This window comes from Niallia sp. (genome assembly GCF_031978665.1).
Classification (GTDB): Bacteria; Bacillota; Bacilli; order Bacillales; family Cytobacillaceae; genus Niallia.
Map to the genome: position 1 here is coordinate 44,521 of NZ_DALZDK010000017.1, position 21,448 is coordinate 65,968.

General features: G+C 36.7%; 18 protein-coding genes. 14 read left to right on the top strand and 4 right to left on the bottom strand.

Going from position 1 to position 21,448, the window contains the following annotated elements; translation table 11 throughout:
- The first annotated feature begins 129 nt into the window (after window positions 1–129).
- The 5 genes from RTL21_RS11050 to RTL21_RS11070 all read left to right on the top strand — a co-directional run bounded on the left by RTL21_RS11050 (window position 130) and on the right by RTL21_RS11070 (window position 4,748).
- A complete protein-coding gene (locus tag RTL21_RS11050; RefSeq protein ID WP_312095940.1) occupies window positions 130–1,293 on the top strand; it encodes a Gfo/Idh/MocA family protein in 1,164 nt (387 codons plus the stop codon).
- 68 nt (window positions 1,294–1,361) lie between these two features.
- Window positions 1,362–2,180, top strand: coding sequence for a sugar phosphate isomerase/epimerase family protein (locus tag RTL21_RS11055; RefSeq protein WP_312095941.1), 819 nt, complete (start codon window positions 1,362–1,364; stop codon window positions 2,178–2,180).
- Between the two features lie 14 nt (window positions 2,181–2,194).
- Window positions 2,195–2,965, top strand: coding sequence for a sugar phosphate isomerase/epimerase family protein (locus RTL21_RS11060; RefSeq protein ID WP_312095942.1), 771 nt, complete (start codon window positions 2,195–2,197; stop codon window positions 2,963–2,965).
- Window positions 2,966–3,266: 301 nt separating this feature from the next.
- Window positions 3,267–3,860 carry a cell wall hydrolase gene (locus RTL21_RS11065; RefSeq protein ID WP_312095943.1) on the top strand — a complete coding sequence of 198 codons (594 nt, stop codon included), beginning with the start codon at window positions 3,267–3,269 and terminating at the stop codon, window positions 3,858–3,860.
- A gap of 105 nt (window positions 3,861–3,965) precedes the next feature.
- Window positions 3,966–4,748: a serine/threonine protein kinase gene (locus tag RTL21_RS11070; RefSeq protein WP_312095944.1), complete on the top strand. Its 783-nt coding sequence runs from the start codon at window positions 3,966–3,968 to the stop codon at window positions 4,746–4,748.
- 51 nt (window positions 4,749–4,799) lie between these two features.
- Here the strand turns inward: RTL21_RS11070 and RTL21_RS11075 are convergent, their stop codons facing one another.
- Window positions 4,800–4,988, bottom strand: coding sequence for a hypothetical protein (locus RTL21_RS11075; protein ID WP_312095995.1), 189 nt, complete (start codon window positions 4,986–4,988; stop codon window positions 4,800–4,802).
- A 281-nt stretch (window positions 4,989–5,269) separates the two neighbouring features.
- Between RTL21_RS11075 and RTL21_RS11080 the strand changes: the two genes are divergently transcribed.
- From RTL21_RS11080 to RTL21_RS11090, 3 genes are all read left to right on the top strand, one after another.
- Entirely contained in the window at window positions 5,270–6,325 is a 1,056-nt protein-coding gene (locus tag RTL21_RS11080; RefSeq protein ID WP_312095945.1) for an LLM class flavin-dependent oxidoreductase, read from the top strand.
- Window positions 6,325–7,275, top strand: coding sequence for an ATP-grasp domain-containing protein (locus RTL21_RS11085; RefSeq protein WP_312095946.1), 951 nt, complete (start codon window positions 6,325–6,327; stop codon window positions 7,273–7,275). The genes RTL21_RS11080 and RTL21_RS11085 overlap by 1 nt, the downstream gene beginning before the upstream one ends.
- A gap of 319 nt (window positions 7,276–7,594) precedes the next feature.
- Window positions 7,595–8,965: a M20/M25/M40 family metallo-hydrolase gene (locus RTL21_RS11090; protein ID WP_312095947.1), complete on the top strand. Its 1,371-nt coding sequence runs from the start codon at window positions 7,595–7,597 to the stop codon at window positions 8,963–8,965.
- Window positions 8,966–9,587: 622 nt separating this feature from the next.
- Here RTL21_RS11090 and RTL21_RS11095 read toward each other — a convergent pair.
- Together RTL21_RS11095 and RTL21_RS11100 are read right to left on the bottom strand one after the other, a co-directional pair.
- Window positions 9,588–11,087 (bottom strand): glycine betaine ABC transporter substrate-binding protein, encoded by a 1,500-nt coding sequence (locus RTL21_RS11095; RefSeq protein ID WP_312095948.1) that lies wholly within the window; start codon window positions 11,085–11,087, stop codon window positions 9,588–9,590.
- 96 nt (window positions 11,088–11,183) lie between these two features.
- On the bottom strand, window positions 11,184–12,299 hold the full coding sequence (locus tag RTL21_RS11100) for an ABC transporter ATP-binding protein (protein ID WP_312095949.1): 1,116 nt from the start codon (window positions 12,297–12,299) through the stop codon (window positions 11,184–11,186).
- Between the two features lie 169 nt (window positions 12,300–12,468).
- On the opposite strand from RTL21_RS11100, the gene RTL21_RS11105 reads away from it, so the two are divergent.
- Window positions 12,469–12,648 (top strand): hypothetical protein, encoded by a 180-nt coding sequence (locus RTL21_RS11105; RefSeq protein ID WP_312095950.1) that lies wholly within the window; start codon window positions 12,469–12,471, stop codon window positions 12,646–12,648.
- A gap of 237 nt (window positions 12,649–12,885) precedes the next feature.
- On the opposite strand, the gene RTL21_RS11110 is transcribed toward RTL21_RS11105, so the two are convergent.
- Window positions 12,886–14,118 carry a helix-turn-helix domain-containing protein gene (locus tag RTL21_RS11110; RefSeq protein ID WP_312095951.1) on the bottom strand — a complete coding sequence of 411 codons (1,233 nt, stop codon included), beginning with the start codon at window positions 14,116–14,118 and terminating at the stop codon, window positions 12,886–12,888.
- A gap of 237 nt (window positions 14,119–14,355) precedes the next feature.
- Between RTL21_RS11110 and RTL21_RS11115 the strand changes: the two genes are divergently transcribed.
- The 5 genes from RTL21_RS11115 (at window position 14,356) to rlmD (ending at window position 21,171) form a co-directional block, all read left to right on the top strand.
- The gene (locus tag RTL21_RS11115) at window positions 14,356–15,669 is read left to right on the top strand and encodes an ABC transporter substrate-binding protein (RefSeq protein ID WP_312095952.1); all 1,314 of its coding nucleotides are present in this window, start codon (window positions 14,356–14,358) and stop codon (window positions 15,667–15,669) included.
- Between the two features lie 73 nt (window positions 15,670–15,742).
- Window positions 15,743–16,660, top strand: a complete 918-nt coding sequence (locus RTL21_RS11120) for a carbohydrate ABC transporter permease (RefSeq protein ID WP_312095953.1) — start codon at window positions 15,743–15,745, stop codon at window positions 16,658–16,660.
- On the top strand, window positions 16,660–17,487 hold the full coding sequence (locus RTL21_RS11125) for a carbohydrate ABC transporter permease (RefSeq protein ID WP_312095954.1): 828 nt from the start codon (window positions 16,660–16,662) through the stop codon (window positions 17,485–17,487). The genes RTL21_RS11120 and RTL21_RS11125 overlap by 1 nt, the downstream gene beginning before the upstream one ends.
- Before the next feature lie 22 nt (window positions 17,488–17,509).
- Window positions 17,510–19,549, top strand: a complete 2,040-nt coding sequence (locus tag RTL21_RS11130) for a beta-galactosidase (protein ID WP_312095955.1) — start codon at window positions 17,510–17,512, stop codon at window positions 19,547–19,549.
- A 251-nt stretch (window positions 19,550–19,800) separates the two neighbouring features.
- Window positions 19,801–21,171, top strand: a complete 1,371-nt coding sequence (rlmD, locus tag RTL21_RS11135; RefSeq protein ID WP_396954440.1) for a 23S rRNA (uracil(1939)-C(5))-methyltransferase RlmD — start codon at window positions 19,801–19,803, stop codon at window positions 21,169–21,171.
- Window positions 21,172–21,448: the final 277 nt, after the last annotated feature.

Genomic DNA, 21,448 nt, shown 5'->3' on the forward strand with positions numbered 1-21,448 from the left:
AATAAGTTTAGGAAATCTTAACCGATTAACAAGGGAAATACAGGCGTAAAAATAGGACTTTTCACTTCCATTTTTTTAAAAGAAAATAGCGTATAAAGATAAGGATGAAAATGAAGGAGATGGAGTAGGTTGGGGAATATTAAAATCGGAATTATCGGTATTGGCAATATGGGAAGTTCCCACGCAATATATTTAAATAATGGAGAGATTAAAGGTGCAGAATTAGCTGCTGTATGTGACAGCAATCCAGAAAGATTACAATGGGCAAAGGAAACGTTAGGAGAGCATATTCAAAGATTTGATAATGTGGATCATTTTTTTGAATTTGGCGATATGGACGGCGTCATTATTGCAACTCCTCATTATGATCATCCGCCTTTAGCAATTAAGGCACTAGAAAAAGGGTACCATGTATTAGTAGAAAAGCCAGTTGGCGTCTATACAAAAAATGTACGTGAATTAAATGAGATTGCTAGAAATAGTGATAAGGTATTTGGAATTATGTTTAATCAACGAACGAATCCTTTATATCAAAAGCTTAGAGATCTTGTGCAAAGTGGAGAAGTGGGTGAAATTAAACGAACGAATTGGATTATCACTGATTGGTATCGATCACAGAGCTATTATGATTCAGGTGGATGGAGAGCGACATGGGCTGGAGAAGGAGGAGGAGTTCTCTTAAATCAAGATCCCCATCAGCTTGATTTATGGCAATGGACGAGTGGATTGATGCCTAAACGAGTGCGGGCATTTTGTGGCTTTGGAAAGTTCCACGATATTGAGGTGGAAGATGATGTAACCGCTTATGTGGAATATGAAAATGGAGCAACAGGGGTGTTTGTTACATCAACAGGTGACTCTCCTGGCACCAATCGCTACGAAATTTCGGGAGATCGCGGAAAAGTAGTGGTCGAGGATGGAAAACTAACCTTTTGGAGACTAAGACAATCGGAAAGGGAATTCAATAAAGAATATAAAGGTGGATTCGGCGAACCGGAATGCTGGAAAATCGATATCCCGATTAATGGGGAAGCAACACAGCATAAAGGGATTACAGCAAACTGGGTAAATGCCATTCGCAATGGAACAGCATTACTTGGACCTGGTGAAGAAGGCATAAAAGGATTAGAAATCTCTAACGCGATGCATTTATCTGCATGGCTGGATGATTGGGTAGAGCTACCAATCAATGAAGATCTTTTCTATTCTAAATTACAAGAAAGAATTAAGGCGTCTACTTTTAAAAAGAAAGATAATGCAAATATCACGTTAAATGTGGAGGGGTCACATTAGTTAGTAGGGTGGATTAATTCTACCCTTTTTTGTAAGAATACTAATTTGATAGTAGCTGAGGTGAAAGAATGAAATTAGCATTTACAACATTAGGCTGTCCCAATTGGGATTTAGAGAGGGTTATTAACAATGCAGTCGAAAACGACTACGATGGTGTTGATTTTCGCGGACTTTTAGGAGAACTTGATATTTACAAGCTCCCAGAATTTTCGTCAAATATAAAAGAAACGGTTCGCCGATTTAAGGAAGCTTCCTTAGAAGTCCCTTGTTTTTCAAGCTCGGTAAAACTGGTTACTCATTCACAGGAGGAATATGAAACGTTTGTAGAAGAATTAAGACAGTATGCATGGCTATGCAAAGAATTCAATACCTCATATATTCGTGTATTTGGTGGAGCAATTGGTGAGTTAAAGAGAGAAAAGGCAATGGAAATTGCAGAGAAAAATGCTCGCCAATATCTTGCTATTGCAGAAGAAGCTAATGTCAAACTTCTATTAGAAACACATGATGATTGGACAGATAGTAGATATGTAAAAGAACTGGTTCATCGAATTTCATCTGATCAATTCCAAGTATTATGGGATGTCCATCATCCTTATCGAACAATTGGAGAAGAACCTGAGTCCACATGGGAAACTCTAGGTGAAAGAATTAAATATACACATTGGAAGGATTCCTATGTAAAGAAAGAGACGAAAAGAGGCTATCAACTTTGTCTTTTAGGGGAAGGGGATATACCTCTACAAGAAATATTAAGCCTATTAAAGAAAAATGGCTATGATGGCTACTGTACACTAGAATGGGAAAAAAAGTGGTGTCCTGAATTGGAAGAGCCAGAAATTGCATTTAAGCAGTATAGTAAGTATATGAAAAATATTCTTCGATAAAGGTGTTGATTCGAATGAAGTTTGGCTGTTGTGCTGCTATTGATAAGGCAGAGGTACTCTATAAAGCGGGTTATGATTTTATTGAATGTACCGTTGTTTCTCTCATGCCAGAAGAAAGCGAAGGTGTATTTAAAAACATCTTAAAGCAATATAAAGATTCCCCCATACCGATTGAAGCGTGTAATATTCTCCTTCCAAGCGATTTGAAAATTGTTGGAGAAAATGTGAATAATCAGCGAGTGGAAAGTTATCTGTCAACGGCATTAGAACGTGTACACCGAATTGGCGCAGATACTATTGTATTCGGGAGTGGTGGTGCTAGAAGTTTGCCTGAAGGCTTTCCGATAGAAAAAGGGGAAGAACAAATAGCAGCCTTTTTATCGAAGGCAACGGATATTGCCGAACAGTTCAACCTAACAATTGTTATTGAACCGCTAAACAAAAAGGAATCGAATGTGATTAATAGTGTTCCTGAGGCGGTTGAATGGACAAAGAAGCTAAATCGAAAATCATTAAAAGCTTTAGCGGATTTCTATCATATGGAAGAAGAAAATGAACCACTTACTAACTTATATGAACATAAAGACTTTATTTCTCATATACATGTTGCCGATTCTAATAGGTTTTCTCCAGGTACTGGCACGTATCCATATTCAGAGTTTGCTAGCTACATACAAAAAGCAAACTATGATGGCAGAATTTCCATCGAGTGTAATTGGCGAAACTTCGAAGAAGAAATTGGGCATTCCCTTGATTATTTAAAACAGCAGTTTTCTTCATTGTAAGGAAGGTAAAACATACATTATCTTTTTAGCGCCCTTTAATCTGGATGTCAGGGCGCTAAATTTCTCCCTTCTAATGTTACAAATAAATATCGTATCGTAACAAACCTACCTAAATTCCCCACATAAGGATATTCTTAGCTAACTAACTCAATTGGTTAACAATTCCACAAAAATTTTTATGCCTTTCCTAGCAAGGCAGAGGCCTAGTAATCTCCTACTTACCACTTTTTGGACGATGAATAGAAATATTACATCTGCTAGCCTAGTAATAGACACAGAGACTACTAGGAGGTAATAAAATTTGAAAAATTTAAAGAAGCTAATAGTAGCCGCTGGATTAGTGTTATCTATTTCAGCATTTACATTTATAGATCAAGCAGAGGCAGCAACGAATCGTACAGTCCAGTCTGGAGACACTTATTGGAAAGTGGCAAAAGGATTTGGGATTCCTGTCAGTGATTTAATGAAGGCAAACAAAAGTAAAGCATTAATTACAGGTCAAAATATGGTTCTTCCATATGCAACGGTTTCTCCAGCAGATAAAGATTTATTGGCGCGCTTAGTTCGAGCGGAGGCGGTTGGTGAACCTTATGCTGGGAAGGTTGCGGTGGCAGTTGTTGTACTGAATCGTGTGAAAAGCAACCAATTTCCTAATAGCATTCGCAATGTAATCTATGAAAAAGTAAATGGATATTATGCATTTACACCAGTTCAAAATGGAGAAATTAATGAGGCTGCTGATACAGAGTCAAAAAGAGCGGTTAATGAAGCAATCGCTTTAGGTGGACAAGGAAATGGTTCGCTTTATTTCTTCAATCCAAGAACATCCACAAGTGACTGGGTTTTTTCACGTGAAGTAACCGTTACAATTGGAAATCATCGTTTCGCTAGATAAATAGTTAATGAGCGCCAGTCTTAGTAGATTGGTGCTTTTTTAATTAGTTCACTATTTTTGATACAATATAATGAAAGAAACTTAGTATAGAAGGAGCAAAATGGATTGAAATGGAGTTATGTAACTCGTTGGATTTTTGATAAGCCCTTAAAGATTAGAACCATCTTACATACATATGAAGTCGAAAAATGCCTTGGCTTAGGTGCATATGGAATGATTTATCTGTGCTCAGATACTTGGTCAGGAAAAAAATACGTGGTTAAACAATTGAGACCAAGCAAAGGGAAAAAACAAAGGGAGCGCGAACGATTTAAGGAGGAAATTCAGTTATTGAGACAACTAGATAATCGTTCGATTCCGGCACTAATAGATGAGTTTATTTTCGAAAAACAACCTTATTACGTGATGGAATATATACCTGGAGATAATATTGAAGATTTATTATTTTTTCAAAATCAAAGGTTTACGGAATTAGATGCATTAAAAAGGATGGGACAACTTCTTTCCATTATAAAATATCTCCATCAACACCATATCTTTCACACTGATATTAGACCACCCAATGTTATTGTCAGTGAAGGAAAAGTGCACTTAATAGACTTTGGTCTTGCAAAGAAAGTACCGGAGGACAATGACAAAGCAGTAAGCAATTATCGTCAAGATGATTACTATGACTTTGGTCAGATGATTTTGTTTTTACTGTATTCTAACTTTAAAGGGAAGAAAAGCAAGAAACGTACATGGTTAGAAGAATTAACATTGCATCCTGAAACAGTAAAGCTACTCAAAAAATTGTTAGGGATTTCTGATCCTTATAAAAAGGTGGACGAGATTGAAAATGATTTATTAGTTGCGATGGATGCTCTAAAAGAAAACGAAAATGTATAGACGAAAAAATCTTGTACCCAGTTGTACAAGATTTTTTCATAATAACATTTTTTAACTACTACTATGTTTGCGGCGTTTATAATAATGACTGCCTCCGTATGGATTACGTTTTCGGTAATCGGAACTACTGTAGCTTTTAGATTTTCGATAACCCCTTCGGTCACTGCTACTATATCTTTTATAGCTTTTATGACGACGGCTATTACTGTAACTGCCTGAAATTTGCTGTATTTTCTTCATGATTTTTCTAAACATTTTATCACCTCTTTTGAGATTCGATTAAACATAATTTTAGCAAACACCCCATAAATATAACGGAAATTTACAAAAAAATTACATGATTGTAATATAAATGATTGATTAGAAGGAAATCTTTGCTTACAAAAATTCCGGGTGGTTAATCACACTAAGTTTATCGGCTTTAAATATTGCCTTCTAGTATAAAATGTTGTAACATTATTAATATTCTAAACAATTCGTTTTATTCAAAAGATAGCTTCTTGAGAAAAGGGGTAAGGAAGATGAAATATGGATTTTGGCTACCTATTTTTGGGGGATGGCTAAGAAATGTAGAAAATGAACAGATGCCACCGACGTTTGAATATGCAAAAGAAGTGATTCAAAGTGGGGAGAAATGGGGTTATGACACCACTTTAATTGCGGAATTATATTTAAACGATATTAAAGGACCTGAAAAAGATTCTCTAGAAGCATGGTCAACAGCGGCCGCTTTAGCTGCTGTTACAGAAAAAATAGAAATTATGACAGCGATTAGACCAGGTTTTCATAATCCTGCTGTGGCAGCAAAAATGGCTGCAAACATCGATCATATAAGCAATGGTAGATTTACTCTAAATGTTGTTTCCGCATGGTGGGAGCAAGAAGCTAAACAATATGGTGGAATATTCACAGAGCATGATGATCGCTATGAAAGAACACAAGAATTTATTGATATATTAAAAGGCTTATGGTCAGAAGATACCTTTAGCTATAAAGGGAAATACTATGAGATTTCCAATACAAAACTATCACCAAAACCTGTTCAAAAACCAAATCCAATCCTATATGCAGGTGGAGAAAGTCCAAAAGGGAAAGAGATTATTGCCAAAAACTGCGATGCCTATGTCATGCATGGTGGAACAGTGGAAGAAATCGCCGTAAAAATTAAAGGAATGCAGGAAGAAAGACAGAAATATGGAAATGAACCATTCTCTTCTTTTGGAATGGCTGCCTATGTTATTTGCCGGGATACAGAAGTGGAAGCACAAGAAGAGTTAGACAGAATTACAGATGTTAAAGAGTCATCAGCATATGCAGGCTTTGATGATTTTGTTAATAAGTCACAATTAGAACAGAAAATTAAATTATATGATTACTCTGTTTCTAATCGTGGCTTGCGTCCTAATCTAATCGGAACACCAGAACAAATTGCGAAAAAAATCCTAGCATATGAGGAAGCTGGAGTCGATTTATTGTTATTACAATTTTCCCCTCAGCTTGAGGAAATGAAAAACTTTTCCGAAAAAGTTATGCCATTAGTAGAAACATTACGTAAAGAAAGAGAAGTGACTGGCTGATGAGTAAGATTTATGTTATTCATGAAAATAATGAGTGGACAGTCCATTTAACGAAAAGATTAGATGAATTAAATTTGCCCTATGAAGAATGGGATTTATCAGAAGGAAGCTTTGATTTACTTCAGGAGCCACCGGAAGGAATCTTTTATAGCAGAATGAGCGCTTCTTCCCATACACGTAATCACCGTTATGCTGCTGAATATACGGCTGCGGTATTGGAATGGCTAGAATCGAATGGAAGAACGGTAGTAAATGGCAGTAGTGCCTTAAAGTTAGAGGTGAGTAAAGCGGCTCAATATGCAGCATTGCAAAAGCATGGCATTACTACGCCAAGAACATTGGTGGCAACTGGTAAAGACCATATTATTGCAGCTGCAAAACAGCTTGGCGATCCATCCTTTATAACAAAGCATAATCGTGCAGGAAAAGGATTGGGCGTTCGTTTATTCCATTCTATTAAAGAATTGGAAGCATACGTCGAGGGACCAGAATTTGAAGAACCTGTCGATGGCATTACCTTAATCCAACAATATATCGAAACACCCGATCAATCGATTACAAGATGTGAATTTGTTGGCGGAAAATTTGTTTACGCGGTTAAGGTAGATACAGCAGGTGGCTTTGAGCTTTGTCCAGCAGATGCGTGCCAAATAAACGATTTATTCTGCCCAGTCGGCGAACAAGTGGAGGAAAAGCCAAGCTTTACGATCCAGCAAGGCTTCAATGAACCAATTATTGAAAAATACGAGCAATTCTTAGCTTCACAAGGAATCTTAGTTGCCGGGATTGAATTCATGAAAGATCAAAATGGTACAATCTATACGTATGATATCAATACAAATACAAACTACAATGCTGATGCTGAAAAAGAAGCTGGCATATTTGGAATGCTTCAACTCGCTACCTATTTAGGGAATGAATTGAATAGTAGATATGGAGTTTCGAAGTAAATAGGAACAAAGGGATTATGTACTTGTATGTCCCTTTGTTTTTTAGCATTTATTATTATAAAAACCCCCTCACGATATTCACAAGTACTCCTTGCAACAGTTCCTAATTCTATTAATCTTCCATCAGGCTGCAGATTTCATCCAAGATGTAATTATGTAAAACAGTTGACCCAAAACTAAATAATGTTAATGGTAGGCTAGCTGTGTGTCATTTAACTAAAAATATAGCACTTTTAACTTTTATAACAGAAGCTAGTGATATATGTAAATAGCATTTTTTAAATGCATAACATTATAAAAAAATAGGAGAGTGAAGTAGATGAGTTTAGCAGAAATGAAAGCAATGGTAGAGAAAAATAAAGGGGCATATTTAGAGTGTTTGTTCAGAATATTGAGACAGAAGAGTATTAGTGCACAAAACATAGGAATAGAAGAATGCTGTCTTTTAGTAAAAAATTTCATGGAAGAAATAGGTGCTAAAACTACAGTAATCCCTACTGATGGACATCCAGTTGTTTACGGAGAAATAATAAATAACCCTGATAATTTTACTCTATTAATTTATGGACATTATGATGTTCAGCCAGCTGAACTTTCTGATGGCTGGAATACGCCACCGTTTGAGCCAACCATCATAGACGGGAAAATCTACTGCCGCGGAGCAGGAGATAATAAAGGTCAATTTATGGCACAATTGTTGGCATTGAAGACTTATCAAGAAGTAGTAGGAGAACTACCTATCAATGTAAAAATCGTGATTGAAGGGGAAGAAGAAAGCGGAAGTCCTAACTTAGCAAAATTTGTAGAAGAACATAGAGACTTACTAAAAGCAGATTTAGTCTATACTTCCGATGGTCCGATGCATGAAAGTGGAGCACCAGTTGTCTTATTAGGTGTTAGAGGAATGCTTTATGTAGAACTTACTGCCAAGGGTGCTGAATGGGATAATCATTCTGGAAATAAAGGGAATATTGTACCCAATCCAGCCTGGAAATTAGTGGAGCTATTAAATACAATGAAAGATAAAGATGGAAAGGTATTGATAGAAGGATTTTATGACGATCTACGTAAACCTACTGAAAAGGAATTAGAGTTAATCGCAACTCTACCATTTGATGCAGCTGATTTAAAGAATCAAATTGGTTATAAAGGTTTTGATATGACTGGAGATGAATATTATCGAAAATTAACACTGGAGCCAACCTTTAATATTGCTGGATTCCATAGCGGGTATGGCGGTGAAGGGTCTAAAACCATTATTCCTGCTACAGCCACGGTCAAGATGGATACTCGCCTTGTTGTAGATCAAGATCCAGATGATATCTATGAAAAAATTAAATTGCATGTAGCAAAACATGCTCCAGATGTGGAAGTAAAAAGACATGGTTCCATGAAACCATCCCGTACTTCTCCAGAATTAAAAGTAGTTCAAATCGTGAAACAAGCTGTAGAGAAATCCTATCAACAAAGCCCAGTGTTACAGCCGAGTCTTGGAGGAAGTCTTCCAGATTATGTTTGGACACAAATATTAGGTGTTCCATCTGTTGTAGTACCTTATGCTAATTACGATGAAGCAAACCATTCTCCAAATGAAAATATGGGGGTGGGAAATTTCTTTAACGGAATATTGTGTACATGTCAGGTTATTGATGAACTATCAAAGGTATATGTGAGCACACTTGCTGAATAAATAATAGTTGATTTTTGTTTTGTTGTTGATATTCAATGAATTTATAGAGCTAACATAACATGGACAGAGTAAAAAAGAGGCTGGGGCAAAACTAAATAGCCAATCTGTAAAGACGAACAATCTATTTTTCATACTAGTTATTTATGATTTTAAATATACTCAAGTGTAAAAAAACAATTCGTTCCATTGCGCTACAGACACACGATGCGTCGGGGAGGAACCTGAGCCTCCTCGCTGCGCTGCGGGGTCTCAGCCTTTCCTCTACTTCCCGCAGGAGTCGAGTGTCTTCCGCTCCATTTCACTCCGTTTTTAAAGCCTATTTCCTAAAAAAACATTGTTTTTCCAAGAAAAAATGAATTAGTAGGAAATATGGAGCAGCCTGAATACACGGAGACTCCTGTGGGATTAGCGAGACAGCCTGAGACCCTGCAGGCCAAGGGCCGAAGCGGCTCAGCGCGAGCCCCACGGAAAGCGGAGTGTATTCAGGCTGCGGAAAATACAACTAAAACTGCTTTTTACAAGCTAATTAAAAAGCCAAACAATCATACGAAATATTCGTAAAATTGTTTGGCTTTAACTTGGGCTGGAATACTTATGTCCCAGCCTTTTTTTAGCTTGCAAATTATTCAATTAGCCCTTCCTCTTTCAGAAAATCTACCGCAACATCTTCATATTGTTCTTTATCAATATCTACACGTGCATTTAGTTCTTGCATTTTTTCGTTATCAATTTTTCCAACAAGCATGGCTAATACTTCTTCTAATTCTGGATGCTCTTCTAATGTTTCTGCTCTAATTACAGGTGTGGCGTAGTAAGGAGGGAAGAAGTTTTGATCATCTTCTAGAACCTGTAGATCAAATGCAGGGATGCGTCCATCTGTTGAAAATGCATCAATAACATCGACATCTCCGTTTTTAATCGCACTATACATAATGCCAGAGTCCATTGCTTGCGTATTTTTAAATTCGATTCCATAAGTATCAATGAGACCAGGATAACCATCCTCTCTTTCAAGGAATTCTGGTTCAGATCCTAAGGTAAGTTCTGGTGCCATCTTTTTCAAGTCAGAAATCGTTTTTATGTTATACTTTTCGGCATCTTCTTTGCGTAGCGTCAAGGTGTATGTGTTGTTAAAACCGAATGGTTCTAGCCAAACTAAATTGTAATCTTCTTTAAATTTCTTCTTTACAATGTCATAGGCTTCGTCAGGATCACTAACCATATCTTCCTTTAAAATGCTGAGTAGCCCTGTTCCTGTATATTCCATGTACATATCATAATTGCCGGTGTTTACTCCTTCAAATGCTGGAGCTGTCCCGCCAAGAAAAGATTCATAGTTTACTTGTAAATCTGTATGCTCTTCTATCAGATGCCCCATGATGTAAACCATAATTTCTTGTTCAGTGAAATTTTTACCAGTGATGGTGATGGTGTCTTTTCCACTTTTTCCGTCGCTGAAATTTGCAATGACTGTTGATAGAGGGACTAGGACAATTATTCCTGCGATAATCCATATTCGAATGCGACTTTTATTTTTATTGCCTTTCTTATTATGATGAAGACCCTGAGGCGTTACATCAGCTTCTAAAAGCTTCAATAAATAATCAAATATAATCGCCAAGAGTGCAGAAGGAATAGCACCAGCAAGTATAAGACCAGTATTATATGTTTGTAAACCACGGAAGATCAAATCTCCTAGTCCGCCTGCTCCAATTAGTCCAGCTATTGTTGCCACACCAATAATTAAGACAGTTGCGGTCCGGATTCCTCCCATGATTACCCTTAAGGATAATGGTAATTCAACCATCCAAAGCACTTGGCGATTGGTCATACCCATGCCAACACCAGCTTCTATTGCGGAGCGTTCTACCCCTACAATCCCTAAATATGTATTGCGTAAAATCGGCAATAAACCATAAACCGTTAAAGCAATAATTGCTGGAAGCTTACCAGTGCCTATGAATGGGACTAAAAACACCAGTAACGCAAGACTTGGTATGGTTTGGAATACACCTGCTATTCCAATGATGGAATCAGCTATTTTGCGATGGCGAGTTAAATAAATTCCGAGGGGAACAGATATTAATATTGCAATTGCAATGGATAGAAGAGAAAGATACATATGCTCTAAGATTAAATTCCATATTGTTGGCCAACGGTTGATAAAAACATCTAATGTCTCTGTGATGATATTAGGAATGGGTCATACCTCCTTTTTTTATTCGCCGATTTTATCGGCAATGTACTCAACAAGGCTTGCACGGTTGACAATCCCAATAATTTTGGATTGCTCATCTGTTACTGGAACAAAGCCGTAAGTGGATTCACTAACAAGCTGAAAAGCCATTTCTGTTGGATCCTCCATTTTAAGTGTTGGTACATTGGTATCGATTATATCTTTTAAGGTTAATTCTTCTTCATTGTAATGCTTTTGCACATCCCAAACGGATGCTATTCCAAGAAAGGTATTAGCATTGTCTAACACGACAAGACTATCTACCCGTTTTCTTCTCATTAATTTTAATGATTCCGCAAGACCACGGGATTGGCTTGCAGTAACAGGTGAAATCATTAACTTTTTTAATGATGGTAAGGAAATATTTTCTTGTAATCGGTCTTCGCCAATAAAACTTCGAACAAATTCATTAGCCGGTCTCCGTAAAATGTTTTCTGGACTATCGATTTGTACGATTTCTCCGTCTTTCATGATACAAATGCGGTCCGCTATTTTGAGCGCTTCATCCATATCATGTGTAACAAATACAATCGTTTTTTTGATATCCTGTTGTAATCGAACTAATTCATCTTGAAGCTGCTCTCGACTGATAGGATCCAAGGCGCTGAATGGTTCATCCATCAGAATTATTTTCGGTTCAGCAGCAAGTGCCCTGATAACACCAATTCTTTGTTGCTGCCCGCCGCTTAATTCAGAAGGATAACGGTCACCGAAGATTTCTGGATCTAATCCAACCATTTTCATTAATTCATTGATTTTGTCCACGTATTGTTCTTTTTTCCATTTTTGAAGTCGCGGAACGAGTGAGACGTTTTCTTTAATCGTCATATGGGGCAACAAACCTATTTGCTGGATGACATAGCCAATAGTTCTGCGGAGCTTTACTGGATCCTCAGTGGAGATATCTTTTTCTTCGATGGTAATTGTACCACTCGAAGGTTCTATGAGCCGATTGATCATCCTCATAGTAGTTGTTTTACCAGAACCACTTGGTCCAATGAGAACAAGCAATTCCCCTTCGTTCACCTGAAATGAAATGTTTTTAAGTGCTTTAAATCCATCTTGAAACGTTTTAGTTACTTCATTAAATTGAATCAATTTCTACGAACACCTCCAGACCTTTCTATAAAACTTATTACCCGATTTTGCTAACTAACTAACCTCCTATTTTTTATGAGTATATTACTGTCATTAACTATTATATCATTATTTTCGGAAAAATGGGTCCAAAAAGGGAAAGTTATGGGAAGGGGAGTGTTCGTATAAGGTGGTACTCCGTGTTATTAATAATTGGAGGGAATTATTATTAAAAATAGATGAGCGATATATCATTTACATTAGTAGTTATTTATATGGGACGATTCCTACTGGTGATAAACAGATTTACGATACCGAAACAGAACAGACAGAACCACTTGAGATGCGGTCTTACAGCTTACACGTGTAAGTAATGTAGAAAATCCATACATTGTTATAAGTGGTATTAAGTTTACAGATGAAATGTTAAATGATAGTGAAGCATATGTGGAGAATCATGATATAGAAATGATTCTTGAGATAATTGAATAGTTGGAACCGAAAGAAGAGACGTTTAAATAAGTGCTTTTTTGGACCATTTTAATCTGCTGGGCTTGTCCAAACACAGTAACCTACTAGTAACCTACTGTTGGATAAGCCCTATTTTCTATAAAAAACTAACAGGTTTCTTCATAAATTGTTTAGGTGTAATCCCTGTATATTTTTTAAATACCTTTGTGAAATAACTTTGATCGGTAAAATTTAAGAGGGCATGAATTTCAGATAATGAGTGTTCGGCGAAAGTCATTAGCTTTTTTGCTTCTTCAATTTTGGTTTGTTGTATATATTCACTAATCGGTATTCCTACTTCTTTTTTAAATAGATTGGACAAATATTTTGGACTAATGGACAAATGCTCTGCGATTGATTGTAAGGTTAGATGTTCATAGATATGTTTGTAAATATAATTTCTACATTGAAAGATAGGTCTAGAGTAATTTTCCCTTTTTGTTTTTTCTACTTTATCTGCAAACTCATATAAAATATTTTCTGTGAAAAGATGAATGTCCTTTATCTCTTGTAATTCTTCCAAATCTTGAATAAACCGGTCTCCTAACGTATAAGCAATCTCAGGATGTAGTCCACCTGTAATGGCTGCGCGAGTTGCAAGGGTAATGATTGCAATCGTTAAGTTTTTTTGATTTCTCACCTCATTTTTTTTAGACAGCTTTCCAAAATCAAAAGAGGTATTTTCTTTAAAGGCTTTCCAATATGTAAGAAGATTTTCCTTTTGGCCATCTATAATAAATTGATAGATTTTTTTCTCAGCAATAGGATCATGGTGGAAAGAGGAGTTTTGGTGTGCTTCTAGGATATATTGGGTCGAGATTTTTACTTCTTTTAAATGATTGTAAGGTTGTATATTTTGGATAAGAATGTCTCTATCCTCCAATTTCTTTTGAAAAATAAAGTAAAATAGCTTGCAAGTTTTTACTAATTTCGTGGCGCTAACGACAGGAAGAGAATAATAATATTCGTTTAATGTCTCTTCCATCTCTTTTTTCCCATAGGTAGTAGCCAATTCATCTAGTAACATTCTTGTTGGATTAGAAGATAGAACAGGACCTATAATAACCGTTCCAATATTATTAATGGGAATCACTATGACATTTTCATAGTAAGATGTACTTTTAATAAGAGGGAAATGAAGCTTTTTTGCACTAATTACCTCCTTGAAAAATGCCTGTTTAGAGGTATAAAGTGGATTGAATAAATCATTTGGTGACATTTCATTGGTTAGGTTACCCTCATTATCTATTATATAGGTAGGGACATTTAATAAATCCTTTATTAAGCTACATCCGTACTCCAAATTCTCCATATTTGGACTAAATTCCACTAGATTCCCTCCGTTAAATAAAATGTTGTCAAAATTTAGAGAGTAATTAGGTAGTTAAATTACCAAAATTATAGTAATTTTACCATAACCAAGCTTGATATCGTTATATACTTTTATCACGTAAGTAAGCGCTTACTATCAATCTAGCTAAATTTCATTAAATTCATCATTCAGTATACAAAAAACATGGATGGTCCTGCTAGATTGTAAAAAAATTTTTATGGGGAGTGGGCTTTTATGAGGAAAAAATTTGGTTTCATTTTATTATTTATACTTACGATTGTGTTAGGGGCTTGTAGTAATAGTTCTTCATCGAGTACAGAGGATTTAACTATTCCAGAGAATCCAGAAGATATAAAAGGGGATGTGACTGTTTGGGCATGGGCATTGGAAGCCAACTATTTAGAAAAGGATGTATTACCAGCATTTAATGAGAAATATCCTAATGTAAATGTAAAGGTGGAGCACATCGGAGTTGATCAAGTATATCAAAAAGTTAGTGCAGGTCTGTCAGCAGGCGGGAGTGGCTTACCAGATGTAGTACAAGTGGAAAATAACCGGATTCATTCGTTTACAGATGATTTTCCTGATGCATTTACGAATTTAAGCTCTCTTGGCTTTGATAAACATGAAAATGAATTCTCTAAATCAAAAATAGATGGGCTAAAGGATAAGGATGGAAATATTATTGCAGCACCAAGGGATTTAGGACCAGTTGGTGTTATTTACCGGACAGATATTTTTGAGGAGGCTGGAGTGGATCCAGCGAGCATTCAGACATGGGATGATTATATAGAAGCAGGGAAAAAGGTTGTTGCACAAACTGGCAAAGCGTTTTTAGGAACAGATAGTGATGGACTGCTTAGAATCATGCTTCAACAGCAAGGAAGCTATTATTTTACAGAAGATGATAAATTAGATCTTACTTCTGATGCAGCTAAAAAGGCTGTTGATATTTTACAAAAGATGAAAGAAGCAGGGTTAATTATCTATACGAATAACTGGGATGGGCAAGTAGCTGCAATGAAAAACGGAGAGGTTGCGACACAGCCTGGTGCTGTTTGGTGGAGTGGAACGATGATTGAACAAATGCCTGAATTGTCCGGGAAGTGGGGCATGTTCCAATTGCCTGCTTTTGAAGAAGGTGGAGGAAGAGCTTCCAATGACGGAGGATCTGCATTAGCGATTCCAAGCAAGTCTGATAATAAAGTTGCAGCATATGTGTTTGCAGAATTTGCATCAACAGATGTAGATTCACAAATTAAAGCACTAACGAATAGAGGGTTATTCCCAGCGTTATTATCGGCATATGAAGAGCCTGTTTTCAACGAAGAACAAGAATACTTTAGTAACCAAACATTCTTTAAAGATTTTGCTGATACCGTAACAGATATCCCTTCCGTTAACCACAGCAGTGCCGAGTTAGAGCTTCGATCCATCATGACAAGTCAAATGGAAGCTTTCTTACTTGAAGGTAAACCAGCAGCGCAAATATTGGAAGATGGGAAAAAACAAGCAGAGCAGCAAACTGGATTAGAATCGTCTAATTAAAAACCAATAGAGGCTAGCTCAGAAAATAGAACCTATTTTTTGAGACAGCCTCTAAAGAAGGAGGGGAAGAAGTATGGCGGATAATAAAATGCTGGAAACAGGAACGAATCCTATAACCATAAAAAAGAAAAAACAATTCATTACTCCTAAGACGGTTCCATATATTTTTGTTGGTCCTGCCCTTTTGTTGTTTATTGCTTTTACTGTTTATCCTATTATTGCTTCTTTTCTATTAAGCTTTCAAACAAAGGTTGCAGGTGTTTATACTTTCTCAGGATTTGCAAATTATACGCGGCTTTTCAGTGACCCGCTCTTTTACAAGGCACTGGGCAACACATTTATTATTTTAATAGTGCAGGTTCCTATTATGTTATTTCTGGCCGTTATTTTAGCTAGTGTATTGAATTCTGGATTATTAAGAATGAAAGGTTTTTACCGCGTAGCGTTTTTTACACCTGCTGTTACTTCATTAGTTGCAGCTTCTATTATCTTTGTACTATTACTAAATACAGATTACGGATTAATCAATTACTTATTAACCTCAATCGGTCTAGAGAAGGTTCGCTGGCTAACAGATCCTTTCTGGGCGAAGGTGTCTCTTATTCTTGTAACAACATGGAGATGGACTGGCTATAATATGGTTATCTTATTAGCTGGTCTACAAAACATCCCAAATAGTTTGTATGAAGCAGCTAGTATTGATGGTGCGAGTACGATAAAGAAATTCTTTTATATCACGATTCCACAGCTAAAGCCTGTACTTTTATTTACTTTTGTTATGTCAACGATTGGGTCCTTTCAATTATTTGATGAGCCGTATAATTTAACAAATGGAGGTCCAAATAATGCGACAATAACGATTACGTATTATCTCTATAATCAAGGCTTCAGTTTCTTTAATTTTGGCTATGCATCTGCCATTGCTTATGTAATTGTACTCTTTATCGCAGTTCTATCATGGCTTCAATTTAAGGTGGTGAGGAATGACTAATGGCTAAACAGAAACGTATTCAAAAAATATTTATGCATCTATTTTTACTAATTGGTGTTGTCATTTCGATTGGTCCTTTTTATTGGATGGTTGTAGGTGCAACCAATCCTTCAGGCGATGTGTTGTCCTTTCCTCCTAAGTTGATTCCAGGTGATTATTTCATGGAGAACTTACGGAACTTAAGTAATTCGATTGATATTGTCAAAGCAGTAACTAATTCATCTGTGATTGCGATTGTGTTTGTCGTAGTAAGTTTATTCATATGCTCCGCAGCAGGTTATGCTTTTGCGAAATTTAAATTTAAAGGTAGCAATCTGATCTTTGCATCCTTTTTATTGGCGATGATGATTCCATATCAGGCTACAATTATACCGCTATTTCAAATTTTTGGAGCAATAGACTGGATTAATACGTATCAGGCGATTATATTGCCGCAAATATGCTATCCATTTGCTATCTTTCTGATTAGGCAAAATATGCAAGGGATACCGGATTCCTTAATTGAAGCAGCAAGAATAGATGGAGCGGGAGAATTTTTTATCTTTTTCAAAATTGCTTTGCCAACCATGAAGCCTGCCTTGGCAGCTGTTGGGATTTTCTTATTTACCCATCAATGGAATAATTTTATGTGGCCATTAATCGTGATGACAACACAGGAAAATTATACTTTACCAGTAGCTTTATCCACTTTAGCTGGTCTAAATTCTATCGATTACGGACAATTGATGCTAGGGACAGCTATTTCGGTAATCCCAGTGATGGCCGTTTTTCTCATCCTGCAAAAGCATTTTATTTCCGGTATATTAGGTGGTTCGATAAAAGAATAAATTTTTGTGAGGGGACTAAATAATGACAAAAAAATGGACAGCAGAAAAATTAACACTCGGTGTTTGTTATTATCCAGAGCACTGGCCAGAGGAACTGTGGGAAGATGATTTTCAACGAATGAAAGATTTAGGATTTACCTATGTTCGCATGGGGGAATTTGCCTGGACGATATTTGAACCAGAAGAAGGAGTATATTCCTTTGATTTATTCGATCGGGCAATTGAAAAGGCACATAGATTAGGTTTAAAAACAGTGCTTGGAACTCCGACAGCAACGCCACCAGCATGGCTAACACATAAATATCCTGATGTATTGAATGTGTCACAAGCAGGTATTCTATACCAGCATGGAGCACGCCGACATTATAATTATAATTCGGAAAACTACCGCCGATTAAGTTCGGCTATCGTTACAGAAATGGCAAAACACTATCATAATCACCCAGGTATTGCGGGTTGGCAGATTGATAATGAATTAAATTGTGAAATAGATGTTTTTTATTCGGAAGCAGATCATCTTGCTTTTAGAAATTGGGCGAAGGAAAAGTATAAAACGTTAGATCAATTAAATGAGGCGTGGGGTACCGTTTTTTGGAATCAGACGTATACAAGCTGGGATCAAGTCTATTTAACGCGCACAACGGTTCCAAATTCACCGAATCCACATCATATGTTAGATGAAAAGAGATTCATTTCTGATAGCGCCATTTCCTATGCAAAAATGCAAGGAGATATCATTCGAAAATATACTTCTAATCAATGGGTTACAACAAATGGAATGTTTAAGCATCTCGATAACCATAAACTAACGAACGAAGTGCTGGACTTCTATGCTTATGATTCTTATCCGAATTTTGGAAGAGTATTAGAAGATAAAAGCGAGAAGCCTTTACGTGACCGAAAATGGAGCTGGAACTTAAGTGTGGTTCGCAGTATTTCCCCTAATTTTGCTATTTTTGAACAGCAGTCTGGTCCTGGTGGATGGGTAACACGACTAGAACAGCCGTCGCCTAATCCAGGACAGCTTCGCCTCTGGACCTATCAATCGATCGCTCACGGAGCAGATTTAGTTATGTATTTCCGCTGGAGAACAGCAACTAAAGGAACAGAAATTTATTGGCATGGCATTAATGACTATCATAATTTGCCTAACCGTCGTATAAAAGAAGTGGAGCAAGTAAGCAAGGAAATACAACTACTAGGAGAGAAGATAGTAGGCGCAAGCTATCAGGCAGAGATAGCGATTGTCACCAATTATGATAATGAGTGGGACGGGGAATTTGATAAGTGGTCTGGACCTTTTGCTTCGATAAGCAAAGACGCATGGTTTAAAGCGCTTCAGTATAATCATGTTCCTGTGGATGCTTATAATTTAAATAGAAACTCAAATGTGGAGGAGTTAAAAAAATACAAAGTACTAGTATATCCACATGCAGCGATTGTGTCAGAGCAAACGGCAGACTTGCTGAAAGCGTATGTAAATCAAGGAGGCAAATTAATATTAGGATGCCGAACGGGCTATAAGGATGAAACTGGTCAAACTTATATGAAAGCATTTCCTGGCTATTTAGCAGAGCTTACAGGCATTACTGTAGAGGATTTTACGAGGGAAGCACCATTTGAAGCCACTCCAAAGGTAATTTATAAAGAAACAGCAGCGATTGAAACTACTAATTTTTATGAGGTCTTGAAAGTAGAAGCAGGAGCTACCGAAGTGATTGGGAAGTTTTCAGATTGCTATTTTGAAGGGAAGCCTGGCCTAGTAAAGCACCAATATGGAGAGGGAACTTGTTATTATTTTGGTGGTGTTTTTAATATCGAGCTTGCCGAGAAACTCATCGAGGAAACACAAATGAATGATTACAAACATAAATTTGATTTACCTGAAAGTGTAGAGATATCTATTCGCAAGAAAGAGGGGAAGGAATTTGTTTTCTTGTTAAATTATTCTAACAGCTCGCAAGAAATCATGATAAAACAAGAAATGATAAATATTTTAACAGGAGAGAAGGTTTATCAGAAGGTAAGGATGAATGCTTATGATGTGTTAGTATTAGAGTAAAGTAAAAATAGCAAATCGACTTAGAGGTTTATTGATTGGGACGTTGGAAATAGCAACGTCCTTTTTAAATTGCTAATATCTGCAAAATAAAAATTATTATTTTCATATTGTATGAATGTCCTTTATACTAGGGAAGTATGTTAAAAACATAATAGCTAGATATCGATCAAAGAAATAGTTCTTTTTAAAATAAATTAGCTAGTGAAAAATTTTTAAGGAGGAAAAAACGTTTGACGACTATTGAAAAAGAAATGATGATTGTTGAAATTAAGAATGTGGATGAAAAAGGAGCTGGACAGGCTGTTGTTTGGCGTGAAAATGAATTAGGAAACAAAAAGAAATTAAAGCTAACGATTCCTCAAACATTACCAGGTGAAACGGTAAGGGTAACGGTTGATCAGCCACAAAGAAGACACAGAAAGGCATTGCCGGAAGAAATTTTAAATGCCCATGCGGAAAGAATCGGACCTGAGTGCCCTCATTTTGAGAAATGTGGAGGTTGTGTGTGGCAGCATTGGGAATATAATGGGCAATTACAACAAAAAACGAATCATGTAAAGCGTGTGATCGAAGAACAAGGATTTGATCCTAACTTAGTGAAAGATACGATTGGAATGGATGAGCCATGGAGATACCGCAATAAAATGGAATTTACGTTTGCGACAGATGGTTCTCTTGGTTTACATGAACAAGGCAATTTTAGAAAAATCATTTCTTTAGAGACTTGTCTAATCGCAGGAAAAGAAATGGTGGAAGCAGCGATTGAAGTAGCAACTTGGGTGAAAGAGCATGAATTAAAGGGCTATAATAAAGACACACACGAAGGGCTTCTTCGTCATTTAATGGTGAGACAGTCTTTTGCTACAGGTGAAATGATGCTAGCTTTATTTGCGACAGAAGCTCCAGATGGTTCTTTGAAAAATGCAGTGGACACTTTAGTTGCTCGCATTACAGAAAAGTTCCCACAAGTAAAAAGCCTTATGTGGTTAGAAAATACGGATTGGGCAGATCGTACACAATCAGAGAAAAGCCATACATTAGCAGGCAGAGACTTCATTTATGACGAAATGGATGGCTATCGTTTCCGAGTTTGGTTTGATACTTTCTTCCAAACAAACCCGACACAAGCACAAAAATTGGTTGATTTAGCTGTAGAAATGGCAGAACCAAAAAAATCAGAGAATATGATTGACCTTTTCTGCGGCGTTGGAACATTCTCGCTTCCTTTTGCAAGCAGAGTGGGCAAGCTTGTTGGAATTGAAATTGTGGAAAGCTCGATTGAATCAGCTAAACGTAATGCCGGCGATAACGGCATCGATAATGCTACCTTCTTAGCACAAGATGCAAGAACTGGGTTAGCACAGGTTTTAGAAACATTCGGCAGACCAGAGTTACTATTACTAGATCCACCTCGTTCTGGAGCAGGCGGAAAGGTCATGAGACGTATTGGACGCTCTCAACCAGAACGAATCGTTTATGTATCTTGTAATCCTGATACATTTGCAACAGACATCAAGCAGCTTGAGCCATTTGGCTACACATTAAAAGTAGTTCAACCAGTGGACTTATTCCCACATACGGTTCATGTAGAGTGTTGTGCATTATTAGTTCGAAATAGTTAAGATAGTGAGCTGATATCAGAATTTGTCTGGTATCAGCTTTTCTTTTTGTTAGGCTGTTCTCAAAAAAGATAGAAGCTTTTTTATAGGAGAAATTAATTATCTTGGTTATGCTAATAGCAACAAATACTTTTACGAAAACAGCCTTTTATAATGAGTTGTACTAGTCATTTAACCTTTCCTATTTACACAATTTTATCCATGAAAATTAGAGGGAACTAACTTATAGAGAAACATCTAATTGTAAATATATAGTTATTTCTTCCAAAATCCCCATGAA